We start from the raw sequence: 17,716 nt of genomic DNA on the forward strand, positions 1-17,716 counted from the left end.
TGTGCGCTGTGTACGTCGGGGCCGGATCTCGTGCGGATTCGCGCGCGGAAGACGAGATCGACAGGCGCCCACGGGCGGGTGTGTCGGAGGTCACCCGATACACGGAAGCAACTGCCTGTCAAGCCCTACGCTCAGTGCTCGGTGCCCCTGACCTGCATCGTTGACGGGAGGGTGATGTGGTCACGTGTTAAACTGGGAGAATCGAAAGGGGCACGGGACACATGATTTTCAAGGTCGGAGACACCGTCGTATACCCCCACCACGGTGCGGCGCTGATCGAAGCAATCGAAACACGCACCATCAAGGGTGAGCAGAAGGAATATCTGGTTCTGAAAGTCGCGCAGGGCGACCTGACGGTCCGGGTACCTGCAGAGAACGCGGAGTACGTCGGAGTGCGCGACGTCGTCGGGCAGGAAGGCCTCGACAAGGTTTTCCAGGTGCTGCGCGCACCCCACACGGAAGAACCCACCAACTGGTCACGGCGGTACAAGGCCAACCTCGAGAAGCTGGCCTCCGGCGATGTCAACAAGGTCGCAGAAGTTGTGCGCGACCTGTGGCGCCGGGAGCAGGACCGCGGCCTGTCCGCAGGTGAGAAGCGGATGCTCGCCAAGGCACGTCAGATCCTCGTCGGTGAGCTCGCGCTCGCCGAGGGCACCGACGACGTCAAGGCGGAGACCATGCTCGACGAGGTTCTCGCCGCCGCTTCCTGACGCGCGAGACATCGGCAAACTGCACATGAGCGATCGCAACGGGCCGGTCGTCGGAATCCTTCCGGCGGCCGGCCGCGGTGTTCGCCTGGGAGAACCACTGCCCAAGGCGTTCGTGGAACTGGACGGCCGCACGATGCTCGACCGCTCGGTCGAGGCGATGCTCGCTTCAGCGGTCATCGATCGAGTGGTGATCGTCGCGCCGCCCGAACTGGCTGCGACGCCCGCGGACCGGCTCGTCGGCGAGTCGTTCGCCGACCGGGTCACCGTCGTCGCGGGTGGCGCCGAACGCGCCGACTCGGTGCGCGCCGGTCTTGCGGCGGCATCGGGCGCGCGGTTCGTGCTCGTCCACGACGCCGCGCGTGCGCTCACCCCGGCCGAGCTGTTCGTCCGGGTCGTCGACGCGTTGCGGGCCGGCAGCGACGCGGTGATCCCCGTCCTGCCCGTCGTCGACACCATCAAGAGTGTCGACAAGGACGGAGTCGTCACCGGGACTCCCGACCGGTCGACCCTCCGCGCGGTGCAGACGCCGCAGGGATTCGACGTCGAATTGCTCGAGCGGGCCAACCGCGACGCCGCCGACGCGACCGACGACGCGGGACTCGTCGAGCGGTTGGAGGAGCGGATCACCACCGTCGTGGGAGACCCTCTCGCTTTCAAGATCACCACCCCACTGGACCTGGTGCTGGCACGGACCGTGCTCGCGTCCGGCGTCCGCACCGAGAAGGAGATGTGAGCATCGTGCGTGTCGGCATCGGAACGGACGTGCATCCCGTGGAGGCCGGACGGCCGTGCTGGATGGCCGGTCTGCTGTTCGAGGACGCCGACGGGTGCGCGGGTCACTCCGACGGGGACGTCGCTGCGCACGCGCTGTGCGATGCGGTGCTCTCGGCCGCCGGTCTCGGCGACCTCGGATCGGTCTTCGGCACGGGCCGACCGGAGATGGCCGGCGCCTCCGGTGTCGCGATGCTCGGCGAGGTACGTCGCCTGCTCGACGACGCCGGCTGGGTGGTGGGCAATGCCGCCGTCCAGGTGATCGGGAACCGCCCGAAGATCGGGCCGCGGCGCGAGGAGGCACAGGCGGTGCTGTCCGAGGCGCTCGGCGGTCCGGTCTCCGTGTCGGCGACCACCACGGACGGACTCGGGCTCACCGGCCGGGGAGAAGGTGTGGCGGCGGTTGCGACCGCACTGGTCCTGGCCCAGCAGGACGAGCGGTAGGATAGACGGTCGTGACCTTGCGCTTATACGACACCGAATCGCGGGCCGTGCGGGATTTCGAACCGCTGGTCCCCGGCCAGGCCTCGGTGTACCTGTGTGGGGCCACCGTCCAAGGCGAACCCCATATCGGGCACGTACGCAGCGGCGTTGCGTTCGACGTGCTCCGCCGGTGGCTCGCTACCAAGAGTCTCGATGTCTTGTTTGTGAGAAATGTCACAGACATCGAGGATAAGATCCTCCGCAAGGCGGCAGAGGCAGGTCGGCCGTGGTGGGAGTGGGCCGCGACCTACGAGCGGGCCTTCAACCGCGCCTACGATGCGCTCGGTGTGCTTCCTCCCTCGGTGGAACCTCGCGCGACCGGCCACATCACGCAGATGGTCGAACTCATCCAGCGCCTCATCGACGCCGGGCACGCCTACGCGGCCGACGGCGACGTCTACTTCGACGTGCTGAGCTACCCCGAATACGGTGCCCTCTCCGGACACCGCATCGAGGACGTCCACCAGGGTGAGAGCGCCGGACTCGGCAAGCGCGACCCCCGCGACTTCACGCTGTGGAAGGCCGAGAAGCCCGGTGAGCCGTCCTGGCCCACCCCGTGGGGACGTGGTCGCCCCGGCTGGCATCTCGAGTGCTCCGCGATGGCCGGCTTCTATCTCGGCGGCACCTTCGACATCCACTGCGGAGGCATGGACCTCGTCTTCCCGCACCACGAGAACGAGATGGCGCAGTCCCGCGCCGCCGGCGACGGCTTCGCCCGCTACTGGTTACACAACGGCTGGGTGACGATGGGCGGCGAGAAGATGTCGAAGTCGCTCGGTAACGTGCTGTCGATCCCCAACGTGCTCGCCCGCGTCCGGCCGCAGGAACTGCGCTACTACCTGGGCAGCGCCCACTACCGTTCGATGCTCGAATACTCCGACGACGCGCTCGCCGAAGCGGCGGCGGCCTACCGGGGACTCGAGTCGTTCGTGCTCAAGACCCGCGACCGCGCGGGCGAGGTGCCCGTGGGCGAGTGGACCGAGGCCTTCGCCGAGGCACTCGACGACGATCTCGGTGTGCCCAAGGCGCTCGCGGAAATACACCGCAAGCGCAGCAAGGGCAACAAGGCGCTCGACAACGGCGATCTCGACACGGCCGTGCAGATCGCGTCGCAGGTCCGGAGCATGCTCGGCATCCTCGGTGTCGACCCGCTCGACGAGCACTGGTGCTCCACCGACGATTCAGGGTCGGCCGCACTCGCGGCACTCGACGTGCTGGTCGGCGCGGATCTCGAACGCCGCACGACCGCCCGGGCCGAGAAGAACTGGGCGGTGGCCGACGAGGTGCGGGACCGCCTCACAGCCGCGGGGGTCGAAGTGACCGATACGCCCAACGGACCCGAGTGGTCTCTGAAAGCAGGACAGTGATGGCAGGCAATTCCCAGCGTCGCGGCGCTATTCGTAAGGGCGGCACGAAGAAGGGGCAGGTCGTCGGGTCCGGCGGGCAGCGGCGACGCGGGCTCGAAGCGCGTGGCGCCACCCCCAAGGCCGAGGACCGGCCCTACCACCCCGCCGCACGGCGTGCCCGGGCCGCGGCCAAGGCCGCCGACCCGCGCGGTGGCGGTCGTCGTCCCGCGGCCGGTCGCAAGGCCGAGGACGGGCCCGAGATGGTGCTCGGCCGCAATCCGGTCGTCGAGTGCCTACGTGCCGGTGTGCCCGCGACCGCTCTGTACGTCGCCCTCGGCGCCGAGGCCGACGAGCGGCTCAAGGAAGCCGTGCAGCGCTCGGCCGAGATGGGCATCTCGATCCTCGAGGTCTCGCGTTCCGAACTCGACCGTCTGTCGTCGAACGGGATGCACCAGGGCATCGGCCTGCAGGTGCCGCCGTACCGCTACGCGCACCCCGACGACCTGCTGGCCCGCGCCGCGGAGAACCACGAGCGTCCGCTGCTCGTGGCCCTCGACAACATCTCCGATCCGCGCAATCTCGGCGCGGTGATCCGTTCGGTCGCGGCCTTCGGCGGCCACGGTGTGGTCATCCCGCAGCGCCGTTCGGCGTCGGTGACGGCCGTGGCATGGCGCACGAGCGCCGGTGCCGCAGCGCGACTGCCCGTCGCGCGTGCCACCAACCTCACGCGCACGCTCAAGGACTGGCAGTCCCGCGGTGTCCGCGTCGTCGGTCTCGATGCCGGTGGCGACACCAACCTCGACGATTTCGACGGCACCGATCCCGTCGTCGTGGTCGTGGGGTCGGAGGGCAAGGGACTCTCGCGCCTGGTGCGGGAGACCTGCGACGCCGTTCTCTCCATCCCGATGGCCGGAGACGTCGAGTCGCTCAACGCCTCCGTCGCGGCGGGCGTGGTGCTCGCGGACATCGCGCGGCAGCGTCGGGTCTGATCGAGTCTGCCCGAGCTGCGGTCGCGAGGGCCTAGTCTGTCCTCGTGGTCGCATCCCTGCCGTTCCGTACGAAGGTGTTCGCCTTCCTCGAACGCTTCGCCGACAAGTCCATTGCCGACGCGTCCGTCGACGAGATCCCGGCACGTCGTGCTGCGCGCACGAAGCTCCTGTCGTCCCCGGTCGGACGGCTGATCTCGGGCCGGACGCATCCCGGCGTGCGGATCGAGGACCGATGGGTCGAACTCGAGCACGAGGTGATCGACGATCTCGCCCCCGAGGACTCCCCGGTCCGGACCCGTCTGCGGATCTATCGGCCCTCGGCGCGAACGAGCGGTCCGCTGCCGGTCGTGCTGCTGTTCCACGGCGGCGGGTGGGTGCTCGGCAATCCGGAGCAGAACGAGTGGTGGGCGAGCCACACCGCCGCGCGGACCCCGAGCGTCGTGGTGTCGGTGGACTACCGGCTCGCCCCCGAACATCCCTATCCCGCAGCGGTGCTGGACTGCTGGGCGGCGTTCCGGTGGGTCGTCGCACACGCTGCGGAACTCGACGGTGATCCGTCCCGCGTCGTGGTCGCCGGTGACAGTGCCGGAGGCAACCTCGCCGCGGTCGTCGCCGACGTGGCCGGCCGCTCGGGTGGTCCGCTGCCGGCCGGTCAGGTGCTGATCTATCCGGCGACGGAGATGGAGGAGGAGTTCCCGTCGGAGCGGCAGTTCGCGAACGCTCCCGTGCTCACCTCCCGCGGTATGCGGGCGTTCGTGCGCCTGTATCTGGCCGGAGCCGATCCGTATGCGCCGACCGCGGCTCCCCTGCGCGGCACGCTCGCCGGTGCCGCCGTACCGGCCCTCGTCCAGATCGCCGGGCACGACCCGTTGCGCGACAACGCCGTTCGATACGCCGAAGCATTGCGGGCCAAGGGCGGCGACGTCGCGGAGACCGATTATCCCGACACCGTGCACGGCTATCTCAGCCTGCCCGGCATCTCTCCGCCCGCGACACATGCACTCGACGAGGCGATCACCTTCGTACGTCGGGTGACGGCTACCGACCCGACCGACGAGGACGACACCTCCGTGCCGTCACGCGCCTGACGGTCACCCAGCAGCGATCACCGTACCGGCACGAACCGCACCCGCTGTCCGGGACGCAGTTGCGCCGCGACCGGCAGATCGGCGGCGACCGCCACCGCGGCCACCGGATAGCCGCCCGTGACGGGATGGTCGACGAGGAACAGTACCGGATGCCCGTCCGGCGGTATCTGCAGCGAGCCGGGAACCATGCCCTCGCTGGGCATCTCCTCGTGCCGTGCCCGGTGCAGTCGGCCGGGACCGTGGAACCTGATACCCACCCGGTCGAGTTCCGGTGTCACCGTCCATGTCTCGTGGAACAGCGCCCGCAGTGATCCGGGCGTGAACCAGTCGTCGCGCGGGCCGGGCCGTACCCGGATCTCCACGGGGTCGTCCATCGGCGGCGGTGGTGGGAACTGCTCCTCGTCGGGCAGGTGACCCGACATCGCCCCGACGAGCAGACTGTCGCCGGCGCGAACGGGTGACGGTCCGGTGTGCGACAGGATGTCGGTGGATCTACTGCCGAGTACCTCCCGCACGTCGATGCCGCCGCGTACCGCGAGGTAAATCCGCAGGCCTTCGTTCGGGACGCCGATCCGCAGCACGTCGTCGTTGCGGAGGGTGATGCGCGCCCAGTCGCCGACCGGCCGGTCGCACACGGTCACGTCGGCGCGGGCACCGGTCACGGCCGCGATCGTCTCGCCGACGCTGCGGACGGCGAGACCGCCGCCGGTCACCTCGAGTGTCGCCGCGTCCGGCTGGTTCCCCACGAGCCGGTTCGCGGCGTCGTGTGCGCGCCGGTCGGCGGCACCGGACCGGGTGAGGCCCGAGGAACCGTAACCGGGACGTCCGCGATCCTGGACCGTCGTGAGCATTCCGCCGGAGAGCACCTCGAACCACGCCACGATGTTCATTCTCACTCACCGGCTTCGATCGCACGTCCGCACTCCGGCCGAACGATCGCGTTAGGTTGAAGATCATGAGGAAGGAGGTGACGATCATGGATGAAGCAGACGTCCGGGCGGCGACGACGCGACTGATCGAGAAGGCCGTCGAGGCCGACGACCTTCAGGCCGCGCACGACGCTGTCGCGGAACTGAGCGTCGAACAGGTCGTCGACGTGCTCGAACGGCTCGGTCGGACGGATCGCGCAGTGCTCTACCGGTTGCTGCCCAAGGACCGGGCGATCGACGTCTTCGAACAGCTCGACCCGAGCATGCAGAGCGAACTGCTCCGCGGGTTGCGCGACGATCAGGTGGCCGCAATCTTCGCCGACCTCGAACCCGACGACCGGGTGGAACTGCTCGACGAACTGCCCGCGACGGTCGCGTCGACCCTCATGCGCGGCCTGCCGCCCGCCGACCGCGAGGTGACCGCCACGATCCTCGGCTATCCGCAGCGGTCGATCGGCCGGCGGATGAGCCCGGCCTTCGTGTCGCTACGGCAGGACATGACCGTCGAGCAGGCGATGGACGCCGTGCGTCGTCGGCTCGACGACGCGGAGACGGTGTACACGCTGCCGGTGGTGGACGACGGTCGTGTGCTCGTCGGGGTGGTCGGTCTGCGCGAGCTGATGACTGCGGCGCCGGGAACGGTGCTCGCCGACATCATGAACGAGCCCTACTGGGCGCGCGTGACCGACGACGCCGAGGAGTCCGCGCGCCGCTGCGCCGAACTCAAACTGCTGGCGTTGATCGTCGTCGACAGCGAGACCAGGTTGGTGGGCATCCTGACCGTCGACGACGCCCTGCGGATCCTCGAAGCCGCCGACAGCGAGGACCAGGCGCGCATCGGCGGTACCGAGCCGCTGCGCCGGCCCTATCTCGCGACACCCGTCGGGCAGTTGGTGCGCTCGCGGGTGGTGTGGTTGCTCTTCCTGGCACTCGGTGCGACCCTCACGGTCCAGGTCCTCGAGGTGTTCGAGTCGACCCTCGATCAGGTGGTCACCCTGGCGTTGTTCGTGCCGCTGATCATCGGCACCGGGGGCAACACCGGAAACCAGGCCGCCACCACGGTCACCCGCGCATTGGCGCTCGACGACGTGACGCCACGCGACATCGGCGGGGTGATCGCCCGCGAGCTCCGGGTGGGTCTGTCCCTCGGTGTCCTGCTGGGCTCGGTCGCGTTCGTCCTGACGTCCCTGGTCTACGACTCGTCGGTGGGCGCGGTGATCGGGCTGACGCTGGTAAGCATCTGCACCCTCGCCGCCACCGTCGGTGGTGCGATGCCGTTGGTGGCCAAATCGATCCGCGCCGACCCCGCGGTCTTCTCCAATCCGTTCATCACGACCTTCGTCGACGCGACCGGCCTGGTGATCTATTTCCTCGTCGCGAAGGCCGTGCTCGGTATCTGAGCGCAGCGGCGCGGTGGATCCGGGGACGGCTCAGATCGCGACGAAGCGCACCGCACATCCCGGTCGCAGCAGCGCCGCAGGAGTCCGGTCCGGTTGCCACAGCGGGGCATCGGAGGTTCCGATGAGTTGCCATCCTCCGGGCGACTTCCGCGGATAGACGCCCGAGAACTCACCCGCCAGTCCCACGGCGCCGGACGGGACGGAGGTGCGCGGTGAACTGCGACGCGGCACGTGCAATCGAGAATCCCCGCCGGTGAGATACGCGAAGCCGGGCGCGAACCCGCCGAAGGCGACCGTCCAGAGGCTGCCGGTGTGGGCGGCGATCACGCCGTCCGCGCCGAGGCCGGTCAACTCGCCGACCTCTTCGAGATCGACGCCGTCGTACCGGACTTCGAGCGTCACCTCCTCGATGTCGACGTCGTCCCCGGACACCGGTGGGGTGGTGGTGACCCACTTGTGCACGACCTGCGCGCCGGTCTCCGACGGATCGAAGCACACCAGCAGTGTCCGCGCCGCCGGCACGAGATCGACGACGCCACGCGGCCGCTCGCGGTCGAGTGCCCGGAAGTGGGCGAGAACCTCGTCGAGGGAATCGAATTCGGCGAGCAGGGCGCTGTCTCCGGCACGAAGGATTTTCATCGGTGGACCTCGCGGTGTCGGGCGTTCACACGAACGCCCGGATGTCGATCTTCTCGGCGTCGAGGCGGCGGCGCACGGCGACGGCCATCGCCGTGGCGTCGGGGGAGTCGCCGTGGATGCACACCGACTGCGCGTTCACGCGTATGTCGCTGCCGTCGACGGCGGTGACCACCCCCTCGGTGACCATGCGCAGGACCCGCTCGGCGACCTCCTCCGGATCGTGCAGTACCGCACCGGGTTCGCGCCGGGAGACGAGCGTGCCCTCGGGGGTGTAGGCGCGGTCGGCGAACGCCTCGGCGACCACCTTCAGTCCGGCCCGTTCGGCCTCCTCGAGGAAGACGGAGCCGGGCAGTCCGAGGACGGGCAGCGAGGCGTCGTAGGCGCGTACCGCATCCACGACCGCACGGGCCTGTTCGCGGTGATGGACGATTGCGTTGTACAGCGCGCCGTGGGGTTTGACGTAGCTCGCCGACGAACCGGCCGCCCGGGCGAGACCGTCGAGCGCGCCGATCTGGTAGATGATCTCGGCGGTGAGATCCGCCGACGACACCTCGATGAAGCGGCGGCCGAAGCCGCCGATGTCGTTGTAGCCGACCTGGGCACCGATCCTTACCGCGCGCTTCGCGGCGCCGTGGCACGTGTGCAACAGTGTCGCCGGGTCGCCGGCGTGGAATCCGCACGCCACGTTGGCGCTGGTGACGATGTCGAGCATGGTCTCGTCGTCGCCGAGACGCCACCGGCCGTAGCTCTCGCCGAGGTCGCTGTTGAGGTCGATGCGGGTCACGACCCGAGTCTATGCCCGCTCAGAAGACCGTTCCGACGTCGCGGACGACGATGTCGTCGAGGGCGCGTTCGACGACGGCGGCGATCGTCATCGACGGGTTGCACGCGGCGGTGTTGCCCGGCATGAGGGCTCCGTCGAGCACGTACAGCCCGCGCTGGCCGAACACCCGGCCCTCGAGATCGCACACCGTGCTCATGCTCGCGCCGCCGAGCGGGTGCCAGGTCGACGGGACGATCGAGTTGGTGTCGGTCAGGATGCTGCGTTCGCCGGCGATGCGGCGCACGGTGGGGTCGATGTGACCCGTCTGCAGCACCGCGTCCCCTTCGTGCGGCCAGCGCAGGACGGCGTCGTCGCGAGCGGCGTCGTAGACGAAGTGCCCGCGACCCTCACTGACGCCGTAGCCCTGCTTGCCGCCGTTGTTGACACCCATCGCACCCGAACCGTCGGTGTAGGCCGGGCCATCTCGCCGCGGAGTTCGGCGAGCGCGTAGTCCCAGTCGATCGGCATCGGGATCTTGTCGATCGGGAAGCCGGCCTTCCGCGCACGGTCGGCGAAGATGCGCGAGGTCGCGTAGTTGGGGCTGTCGACGAGTTCGTCGGGCGCCACGGCCAGGTGCAGCATCTGCGCGACGCGCGGGTAGTGGACGCGGTCCATGCGCGCCCAGTCGAGTTCGTTCGGGAAGTGGGCGTTGAACACCGCTTTGTCGGGTTCAGCGTCATGCCCTGGTAGACGAGCGACCCACCGCCGACACCGGCGGCGCACAGGGCCGTCATGTTCTCGCCGACGCACGCCTCGACCAGACCGGTGTAGGGCTCGAAGGCGAGGTGACGACCGAACACCTCGGGGTTCGACCGGTGCCACAGGAACCGCTTGTCGGGGTTGTCGACGCGAAGGAACAACGCGTGACGTGCTGTACTCTCCACCCCCGATGTCTGTGACGTCCCGTTACTGGAGCAACCTCGGGAAACTGGGCGGACGTCGAGGAGCGCGTCAAGATCACGTCCCGACGGGCCGTGAATCAGGCAGTTGCGGCGACCCGCCCGGAACCACGTCGGTTGCGGGCGGTGCCGATCACGCGGCAGATCATGTAGATGACGAACGCGATCGTCGTGATGAACGCCGAGACCGGCACGCCCGGCGCCAGCGCGAGCAGGATGCCGCCGACCGCCGAGATCTCCGCGAAGACCACAGACAGCACCGTGGCGGCGAGCGGCCCGCTGACCACCCGGGCCGCCGCGGCGGCCGGGGTGATGAGCAGTGCCATCACCAGCAGCGCGCCGACGATCTGCACACCGAGTGCGGCGGTGACACCGACGAGGACCGCGAACACGATCGACAATGCGCGCACCGGGACGCCGCGTGCAGCCGCGACCTCCGGGTCGGTGCTGGCGAACAGTAGCGGACGGTAGATCACCAGCAGCGTGAGGATCACGACGGCAGCGCACGCGGCGAGCAGGGCGATGCCGGTACCGCCGGGCGCCACGATCTGACCGGTGAGCAGCGAGAATGCGGCACCGGTGCGTCCGTCGTAGGCCCACAGCAGCAGGACGGCGAGACCGAGTCCGAAGGCCATCACCACGCCGATGACGGAGTCGCGTTCGCGGGCACGTGTCCCCAGGACCCCGAAGAGGATCGCGGCGATCACGGCACCCGCGACCGCACCGATCCCGACGGAGACCCCGATGATGAGCGCCGCCGCGGCACCGGTGAGCGACAGTTCGGAGGTGCCGTGGACGGAGAACGCCATCTGACGGCTGATGATCAGCGGGCCGATCACGCCGGCGAGCAGACCGAGGATCGCACCGGCGACGAGCGCCTGCTGCACGAAGTCGTACTGCAGGAGTTCGACGGTGGTCTCCACGTCGAACATCCGCCCGAGGGCGTCGGTGAACTTGCTGCTCATTCGTGATCCTCGTGATCGTGGTGGACGCCTTCCCCGGGGCGCAGTCCGCCGGCGCTGCCGAGCGCGTCGATGGCGTCGCCGGTGCCGACGACCACCAGGCGGCCGCGCATCTCGAGCACCTCGACGTCGGTGCGGTAGAGCTCGGAAAGCACCTGCGAGGTCATCACCTCGGCGGGGGTGCCGATGCGGAACTGGCCGTCGACGAGGTACAGCACGCGATCCACCAGCGGCAGGATCGGATTGATCTCATGGGTGACGAACAGGACGGAGGTGTCGTGGTCGCGGCGGCGGCGGTCGATGAGCGCCGACACCAGGTGCTGGTTGGCGAGATCGAGACTGAGCAGCGGCTCGTCGCACAGGAGTACGCGCGGATCTCCCACGAGCGCCTGCGCGATACGCAGCCGCTGCTGCTCACCACCGGAGAGCGTGCCGATCGGGGCTCCGGCATAGGTCTCTGCGCCGACCTGAGCGATCGCGTCGTCGACCGCGACGCGGCGCCGCCGGCGCGTGCGCAGGCCGGTGCCCCAGCGATGTCCGTCCATGCCGAGGCCTACGAGATCGCGTCCCCGCAGCGGGACGCCCTCGTCGAGAGACTTCTGCTGCGGCACGTATCCGACGTGCGAGTTCCCGGTCCGGACGGCCTGCCCGGCGATGGTCGCGGTTCCGGAGGTGAGCGGGAGCTGGCCGAGCAGCACCTTGAGCAGCGACGTCTTGCCGGCACCGTTCGGTCCGAGCACCGCCAGGAACTCGCCGGGTTCGACGACGAGGTCGAGTCCGTCCCAGAGGACCCGATCGCCGAATGCCAGCCGGGCATCACGGAGTTCGACTGTGGGCGTGCGGTCGGATGGAGGAGGTGTCACCGGAGTCCGTGTTCTCGATCGGATGGTCAGGAGGCGGTCTCGAGCGCGGCGGCGAGGGTCTCGGCGGTCCGGGCCTGCCACTGAATGTAGTCGACACCTTCGGGCAGGGTTTCGAAAACCTCGACCACGGGGACGCCCGACGACTCTGCTGCCGTGCGCATCTCGCGGCTGATCCGGTCCTCGGTCTGCGGGTTGTAGATCAGGACGCGAACCTGCTTGTCGACCAACAACTGCCGTGTCGCCGCGATCGCCGCCGGGGACGGATCGGTGCCGTTCTCGATGGCGTTGGTGAAATCCGGGGGAGTGATGTCGTCGAGCGTCGCGGCCGAGACGAGGTAGTGGCCGATCGTCTCGGTCTGGGCGACGGGTGCGTCGCCGTGTGTGTCGGCGAGCTTGTCGACAACATCCGCGACGTAGTGCAGGTTCTCGTGGAAGCCCGCGGCGTTGGCCTCGTAGACGGCGGCGCCGTCGGGGTCGAGTTCGGCGAGCTGCTCGGCGACGGCGTGCGCGACGGCGTCGGCGGTCGCGAGGTCGTACCAGACGTGCTCGTTGATGCCGCCGTGGTCGTGACCCTCGTGCGAGTGCCCGTCGCCGGCGTCGGACAGCTCACCGCTCTCGTGCGAGTGGTCCTCGGAAACGGTTGTCTCCGAGTCGCTCTCGATGGCGTCGTCGGTGCCGTCCTCGTCGCCGTGATCGTGTCCGGCGTGCAGATCCGAGTACGCGCCGGATTCGAACAGGGCGAAGGCCTCCACGACTGCAGGCTTGTCCCCGGTGGCGCCGAGGATGTCGTCGACGAATTGGTCGTAGCCACCGCCGTTGTAGACGACGAGCGAGGCGTCGGAGATCGCCGCGGCGTCGAGGGGGCTGGCCTCGTAGGAGTGCGGGTCGGCGTTCGGTTCGGTGATGAGCGAGCGGACCTCGATGCGGTCTCCGGCCACCGCCTGTGCGATCGACCCCCACACGTTCGTGGAGGCGACGACGCTGATCTCGTCGTCGTCGGCGCCGGAGGTATCGGTGCCGCACGCGGCGAGGGCGGTCGCGCAGGCTACGGCGGCGGCTGCGAGGGCCGTGCGGGAGGACAGTCGCACAGTTCTTCTCCTGAGGATCGGCGGTCTTCGACGAACGGGGTCCGGAACGACCGAGCGACCGACCCAAACGTTATTGGTAACCGTTACCGTTCCACTTTAGCGGACGACACCGAGCCCTCCTACCATCCCTGGGTGGTCGTGACCATGGACACAGGACTACGGTCCTCTCATGTCCAGGTCTCGTCAGCCGCGCCGACAGGCGACCCTGGCGTCGATTGCCGCCGAGTTGAAGATCTCCCGCACCACGGTCTCGAACGCGTACAACCGCCCCGACCAGTTGTCCGCCGAGCTACGCGAACGTGTCCTCGAAGTCGCCAAACGACGCGGATATGCCGGCCCGGATCCGATGGCGCGGTCGCTGCGCACCCGCAAGGCAGGAGCCGTGGGGGTCCTGCTCACCGAAGCGTTGAGCTATTCCTTCCGGGATCCCGCCGCCATGAGTTTCCTGTCGGGACTGTCCGAGGCCTGCGAAGCGGCCGGACAGGGACTACTGCTCATCCCCGCCGGACCGGGCCGGACCGACGACGAGGCCGCACAGGTCGTGCACCGCTCGTCCGTCGACGGCTTCGTCGTCTACTCGGTCCCCGCCGAGGACCCCTATCTCGCTGCCGTGCTCGAACGGCACCTCCCGATCGTCGCGTGCGACCAGCCGCGCGGGCTCGAGAACACCCCGGTGGTGGGCATCGACGACCGGCGGGCGATGCGCGATCTCGCCGCCCACCTCATCGAACTCGGCCACCGCCAGATCGGCATGTTGTCGATGCGCCTCGGCCGCGAACGGCACGACGGGGTCGTCGACCTGGCGACCCTCGAATCCGGCGCCTTCCACGTGCAGCGCGAACGCATCCGCGGCGTCCAGGACGCCATGAGCGCCGCAGGGCTGGCCCCCGAATCGCTCACCGTCGTCGAGCGCTACACCCACACCGCGGAGGACGGCCTGTCCGCCGCGGCGCAGATCATGCGCATGAACCCGCGGATCACCGCGCTCGTGTGCACCACCGACGTGCTCGCGCTCGGCGCTCTCGCCTGGGCCAATCAGATGGGTCTCGACGTGCCCGGCCACCTGTCGATCACCGGCTTCGACGGCATCGACGAAGCGATCCGCGAAGGCCTCACGACCGTGCGGCAACCGCAGAAGGACAAGGGGCGGCGCGCAGGCGAACTGCTCCTCGCCGCCCCCTCGCACTCCGGTGTGCCCGCGCTCGAGACCCTGGGGACCCAGCTGTGGTTCGGTGCCACCTCGGGTCGGGTCGAGAGCGAGTGGTACGCCGAGTGACCGAGCGGCCCCGCTCGTAGCTCAGTGCTGCCGGTCGCCCGTGGCCTTCGCGCCCGACAGCAGCTGGGCGCAGCGCAGCAGACCGATGTGACTGTACGCCTGCGGGTGGTTGCCCAGCGCACGCTCCGCGACGGGGTCGTACTCCTCGCTGAGCAGCCCGGTCGGTCCGGCCGCCGCGACCAGCTGCGCGAACAGCGCCTCGGCGTCGTTGCGCTGCCCGACCAGCAGGTAGGCCGCGACCAGCCACGCCGCGCACAGGTGGAAGCCGCCTTCGGCGCCCGGCAGGCCGTCGTCGCTGTGATAGCGGTAGACGGTCGCGCCGCTGCGCAACTCCCGTTCGGTGGCCTGCACGGTCGCCCGGAACCGCTCGTCCTGCGGGTCGACGAGTCCGGTGAGGCCGATGAACAGGGTGGCCGCGTCGAGATCGGTGCCGTCGTAGGCCGAGGTGAACGACTGGACCTCGTCGTTCCAGCCCTTCTCGGTGACCTCCTCGGCGATCTCGTCGCGCAGCACCGCCCAGCCCTCGCCGGCGGTCCGGCCGAACTTCTCGGCGAGCGTCAGTGCCCGGTCGACGGTCAGCCACCCCATGACCTTCGAGTACACATGGTGGCGGGGTGCGTGGCGGATCTCCCAGATGCCGTGGTCCGGTTCGAACCAGCGCCGTTCGACTGCGGTGACCATCGAGCAGACGAGCTCCCAGTCCCGGTCGGTGAGGGCACGGTCGTGGGACACGCCGCGCGACTCGCGGCTGTGCGCGAGGTCGGCGATCAGGTCGACGATCGGGCCGAAGACGTCGAGTTGCACCTGCTGGTTCGCCGCGTTGCCGACCCGCACGGGCCGCGAACCGGCGTATCCGGGAAGCGAGTCGATCACGGCCTCGGGCGGCAGCGGTCCGCCGGCGAGCGTGTACAGCGGGTGCAGACGTTCGGGGCCCGGCACGGTCTCGAGGACGCGGTGGACCCAGTCGAGATAGTTCTCGGCCTCCTCGAGGGATCCGACCCGCACGAGCGCCTGCGCCGTGAGCGCGGCGTCGCGCAGCCAGCAGTAGCGGTAGTCCCAGTTGCGGACACCGCCGATCTCCTCGGGGAGCGAGGTGGTCGCCGCGGCGAGGATCGAGCCCGTCGGACCGTGGACCAGCCCCCGCAGGGTGAGCGCCGAACGCTTCATGAGATCGGGCTTGAGCGGCGGCAGCTCGAGCTGGGACGCCCACGTGTGCCAGTAGGCCTCGGACTGTGCCCGACGCTCGACCTCCGGCACCGGGTGCTCATCGAGATCGTCGGTGCCGCAGCGGAGTTCGAGGATGATGTCGTTCTCGGTGGGGTCGACCACGGCGTGGGCCGTCTGGTGCACGCCGTCCGTGGTGATGTCCCACCGCACGCCGGGGGAGCGCAGGACGTAGGGCTCGTTGAAGCCCATGACGCGGATGCCGTCGTCCTCGACCTCGAGGGTGACCTGTCCCTGTCCGAACTCCGGTCGCGGGGCGAAGGTCACCACCGCGCTCGCGCGCCCGGTGATCACGCGCGTGAGGTCGGTACGGCCGGCCTCGACGTCGTGCGGGAGGTAGTCGATCACCGCGAGCGACGCCCACCGGGTCACCACCGTCATCGTCGAGTCGACGTAGCGCTGGCTGAGCGGCAGTGCCTGGCGGGTCGGGCCGATGGTGAAGTGACCGGCTGCGTCACCGCCGAGGAGATGGGCGAACACCGCCGCGGAATCGGGTTCGGGGTGGCACAGCCAGGTGATCGTGCCGTCGGGGGTGACGAGTGCCTTCGAGCGGGGGCTCGCGAGCATGGTCAGGCGTTCGATCGGCGCGACGTGGGCGCCGGACAACCAGGTGCGACGTTCCTCGAGCAGGAACGCGAGTGCGGCGATGACCTCTTCGCTGGTGCGGACGCGGTACTCGGCGGCGGTGTCGCCGTCGCCGATCTTCACCCCGACGTCCGGGCCCTGCAGCGAACGGAAGGCCTTCTCGTCGGTCACGTCGTCGCCGAAGAAGACCGCCGCGCTGGCGGCTTCCTGGTGGCGGATGACGTCGAGCGCCTTGCCCTTGTCGGTGGGCACCACGGACAACTCGATGACTGCCTTGCCCTCGGTGACCTGCACACCGGGCCGGAGCGCGAGGCCGCTGCGCACGAGATCGAGGGCCTGCTCGGCATCGGCGGGAGAGGCGTTGCGCACGTGCAGCGCGGCGCTCGCGGGCTTGGCCTCCACCTGCACGCCGTCGAACCGGGATGCCACCGAGTGCAGTCCCTCGACGATCGTGGCGAGGAGGTCCCTCGCGTCGGGATCGATCTCGTGGACGAATCCGATGTCGAACTCGGAGCCGTGGCTGCCGACGAGTTTGACCTCGACCGGCAGGCGCGACAGAGCGGCGAGATCCTTGAGAGCGCGTCCCGAGATGACGGCAGCGGCCGTCGACGGCAGAGCGGCGAGGCCCCGCAGCGCCCGCACCGCATCGTCGTGCGGGTAGGCCTTCTCGGGATCGCTCACGATGGGGGAGATGGTGCCGTCGTAGTCGGTCGCCACGAGCAGGCGGGGCGTCCGCGCGACAGCCACCAGAGCACGTCGAAGGTCAATCGGAAGATCGTGGGCACTCACCTGCTCCACGTTAGGTCAGAGTGGGGCACGAATCCGACCCGGTGGGTATTGCGACCACGTGTTTCCGGTTACAGGAAGCGGCGGATCGGACGTCGGGCTTCGGGCGCGAGCGCCGCGGGGCTTCGGGCGCGAGCGCCGCGGGGCTTCGGACGCGAGCGCCGTCAGGCTTCCGACGCGACCGTCTTCGGCACGCGCGAGCCGTCGCCGAGCAGCAGCTCCACCGTCAGTTCGAGCCGGCGGGCGACATCGGTGGCCGACGAACGGCGCGTGAGCCAGGCGACGAGATTCGACAGCCACACGTCGCTGATGACGCGTGCGATGGCGAGTTCTTCCTCGGTGGGCTCGCCGTCGTTCATGGCCCGTGCGAACAGTCGGTCCATGAGGGTGCCCACCTGGTCGACCTCGGCGGCGGCGGAAGCGTCGGCGAACATGAACGCCCGTGTCATGGCCTCGGTGAGCAGGGGATCGCGCTGCATGGCCTTGGTGATCAGGCCCAGGATGAGGTGCATGCGCTCGAGGGGGCTGTGGCCGGGTGGGATCCGGCCCTTGCCTTCGATGCGGGCGAATTCACGGCCGAGGGCGGAGACCAGCAGGTGGACCTTGGACGGGAAGTATCGGTAGAGGGTGCCGACCGCGACGTCCGCGCGTTCTGCCACCGCCCGCATCTGCACGGCCTCGTAACCACCCTTCGACGCGAGCGCCAGGGTGGCGTCGAGAATCCGCTTGCGCCGTTCCTTCTGGGCATTGGAACTGAGATCGTCCTCGGTGAGGGCGGTCAGAGTTCCGTGTCCGTTGGCACGGGAGCGGGACGGGGTGGCCATAGATTCGTTTCCTCACGCCTTGACTCTGAAT

The 17,716-nt window shown here is 69.4% G+C and carries 16 protein-coding genes and 1 pseudogene; 8 read left to right on the plus strand and 9 right to left on the minus strand.

Annotated features, from left to right (window positions below):
- Positions 1-221 precede the first annotated feature (221 nt).
- The 6 genes from carD to NVV99_RS04745 are packed head-to-tail and all read left to right on the plus strand — an operon-like array spanning position 222 to position 5,387.
- A complete protein-coding gene (gene carD / locus NVV99_RS04720) occupies positions 222-710 on the plus strand; it encodes an RNA polymerase-binding transcription factor CarD (protein WP_006550486.1) in 489 nt (162 codons plus the stop codon).
- A gap of 25 nt (positions 711-735) precedes the next feature.
- Positions 736-1,443, plus strand: coding sequence for a 2-C-methyl-D-erythritol 4-phosphate cytidylyltransferase (ispD, locus tag NVV99_RS04725; protein ID WP_024102858.1), 708 nt, complete (start codon positions 736-738; stop codon positions 1,441-1,443).
- A 5-nt stretch (positions 1,444-1,448) separates the two neighbouring features.
- Positions 1,449-1,925 carry a 2-C-methyl-D-erythritol 2,4-cyclodiphosphate synthase gene (gene ispF, locus NVV99_RS04730; protein WP_024102859.1) on the plus strand — a complete coding sequence of 159 codons (477 nt, stop codon included), beginning with the start codon at positions 1,449-1,451 and terminating at the stop codon, positions 1,923-1,925.
- Between the two features lie 11 nt (positions 1,926-1,936).
- On the plus strand, positions 1,937-3,331 hold the full coding sequence (gene cysS, locus NVV99_RS04735; protein ID WP_006550483.1) for a cysteine--tRNA ligase: 1,395 nt from the start codon (positions 1,937-1,939) through the stop codon (positions 3,329-3,331).
- A complete protein-coding gene (rlmB, locus tag NVV99_RS04740; RefSeq protein ID WP_006550482.1) occupies positions 3,331-4,299 on the plus strand; it encodes a 23S rRNA (guanosine(2251)-2'-O)-methyltransferase RlmB in 969 nt (322 codons plus the stop codon). The genes cysS and rlmB overlap by 1 nt, the downstream gene beginning before the upstream one ends.
- Before the next feature lie 44 nt (positions 4,300-4,343).
- Entirely contained in the window at positions 4,344-5,387 is a 1,044-nt protein-coding gene (locus NVV99_RS04745; protein WP_041803542.1) for an alpha/beta hydrolase, read from the plus strand.
- A 17-nt stretch (positions 5,388-5,404) separates the two neighbouring features.
- Here the strand turns inward: NVV99_RS04745 and NVV99_RS04750 are convergent, their stop codons facing one another.
- Positions 5,405-6,277 carry a biotin-dependent carboxyltransferase family protein gene (locus NVV99_RS04750; protein WP_041803543.1) on the minus strand — a complete coding sequence of 291 codons (873 nt, stop codon included), beginning with the start codon at positions 6,275-6,277 and terminating at the stop codon, positions 5,405-5,407.
- An 86-nt stretch (positions 6,278-6,363) separates the two neighbouring features.
- On the opposite strand from NVV99_RS04750, the gene mgtE reads away from it, so the two are divergent.
- Positions 6,364-7,716, plus strand: coding sequence for a magnesium transporter (mgtE, locus tag NVV99_RS04755; RefSeq protein WP_024102862.1), 1,353 nt, complete (start codon positions 6,364-6,366; stop codon positions 7,714-7,716).
- A 30-nt stretch (positions 7,717-7,746) separates the two neighbouring features.
- Here the strand turns inward: mgtE and NVV99_RS04760 are convergent, their stop codons facing one another.
- The 6 genes and pseudogenes from NVV99_RS04760 to NVV99_RS04785 all read right to left on the minus strand — a co-directional run bounded on the left by NVV99_RS04760 (position 7,747) and on the right by NVV99_RS04785 (position 12,990).
- Positions 7,747-8,355, minus strand: a complete 609-nt coding sequence (locus tag NVV99_RS04760) for an allophanate hydrolase subunit 1 (protein ID WP_006550478.1) — start codon at positions 8,353-8,355, stop codon at positions 7,747-7,749.
- 25 nt (positions 8,356-8,380) lie between these two features.
- On the minus strand, positions 8,381-9,139 hold the full coding sequence (locus NVV99_RS04765; protein WP_024102863.1) for a LamB/YcsF family protein: 759 nt from the start codon (positions 9,137-9,139) through the stop codon (positions 8,381-8,383).
- 19 nt (positions 9,140-9,158) lie between these two features.
- Positions 9,159-10,020 (minus strand): annotated as a pseudogene (locus tag NVV99_RS04770) (GMC oxidoreductase); the annotation flags it as partial.
- Between the two features lie 137 nt (positions 10,021-10,157).
- On the minus strand, positions 10,158-11,042 hold the full coding sequence (locus NVV99_RS04775) for a metal ABC transporter permease (protein WP_006550474.1): 885 nt from the start codon (positions 11,040-11,042) through the stop codon (positions 10,158-10,160).
- Entirely contained in the window at positions 11,039-11,902 is an 864-nt protein-coding gene (locus tag NVV99_RS04780) for a metal ABC transporter ATP-binding protein (protein WP_006550472.1), read from the minus strand. The genes NVV99_RS04775 and NVV99_RS04780 overlap by 4 nt, the downstream gene beginning before the upstream one ends.
- 26 nt (positions 11,903-11,928) lie before the next feature.
- Complete coding sequence (locus NVV99_RS04785; RefSeq protein WP_024102866.1) at positions 11,929-12,990, minus strand: metal ABC transporter solute-binding protein, Zn/Mn family; 1,062 nt, start codon at positions 12,988-12,990, stop codon at positions 11,929-11,931.
- A gap of 169 nt (positions 12,991-13,159) precedes the next feature.
- Between NVV99_RS04785 and NVV99_RS04790 the strand changes: the two genes are divergently transcribed.
- Complete coding sequence (locus NVV99_RS04790; RefSeq protein WP_024102867.1) at positions 13,160-14,266, plus strand: LacI family DNA-binding transcriptional regulator; 1,107 nt, start codon at positions 13,160-13,162, stop codon at positions 14,264-14,266.
- 21 nt (positions 14,267-14,287) lie between these two features.
- Here NVV99_RS04790 and otsB read toward each other — a convergent pair whose 3' ends face one another.
- Both otsB and kstR read right to left on the minus strand, forming a co-directional pair.
- Positions 14,288-16,864, minus strand: a complete 2,577-nt coding sequence (gene otsB / locus NVV99_RS04795) for a trehalose-phosphatase (protein WP_024102868.1) — start codon at positions 16,862-16,864, stop codon at positions 14,288-14,290.
- 161 nt (positions 16,865-17,025) lie between these two features.
- Positions 17,026-17,685 carry a cholesterol catabolism transcriptional regulator KstR gene (gene kstR / locus NVV99_RS04800; protein ID WP_006550468.1) on the minus strand — a complete coding sequence of 220 codons (660 nt, stop codon included), beginning with the start codon at positions 17,683-17,685 and terminating at the stop codon, positions 17,026-17,028.
- Between the last annotated feature and the right edge of the window lie 31 nt (positions 17,686-17,716).

It is taken from the genome of Rhodococcus sp. PAE-6 (assembly GCF_025290685.1).
GTDB lineage: Bacteria > Actinomycetota > Actinomycetes > Mycobacteriales > Mycobacteriaceae > Rhodococcus > Rhodococcus pyridinivorans.

What these genes read in the sequence shown, in the direction of transcription:
- carD (WP_006550486.1), top strand. Translation starts at nt 222, where the DNA reads ATGATTTTCAAGGTCGGAGACACCGTCGTATACCCCCACCACGGTGCG.
- ispD (WP_024102858.1), top strand. Translation starts at nt 736, where the DNA reads ATGAGCGATCGCAACGGGCCGGTCGTCGGAATCCTTCCGGCGGCCGGC.
- rlmB (WP_006550482.1), top strand. Translation starts at nt 3,331, where the DNA reads ATGGCAGGCAATTCCCAGCGTCGCGGCGCTATTCGTAAGGGCGGCACG.
- NVV99_RS04750 (WP_041803543.1), bottom strand. Translation starts at nt 6,277, where the DNA reads ATGAACATCGTGGCGTGGTTCGAGGTGCTCTCCGGCGGAATGCTCACG.
- mgtE (WP_024102862.1), top strand. Translation starts at nt 6,364, where the DNA reads ATGGATGAAGCAGACGTCCGGGCGGCGACGACGCGACTGATCGAGAAG.
- NVV99_RS04760 (WP_006550478.1), bottom strand. Translation starts at nt 8,355, where the DNA reads ATGAAAATCCTTCGTGCCGGAGACAGCGCCCTGCTCGCCGAATTCGAT.
- NVV99_RS04775 (WP_006550474.1), bottom strand. Translation starts at nt 11,042, where the DNA reads ATGAGCAGCAAGTTCACCGACGCCCTCGGGCGGATGTTCGACGTGGAG.
- NVV99_RS04790 (WP_024102867.1), top strand. Translation starts at nt 13,160, where the DNA reads ATGTCCAGGTCTCGTCAGCCGCGCCGACAGGCGACCCTGGCGTCGATT.
- kstR (WP_006550468.1), bottom strand. Translation starts at nt 17,685, where the DNA reads ATGGCCACCCCGTCCCGCTCCCGTGCCAACGGACACGGAACTCTGACC.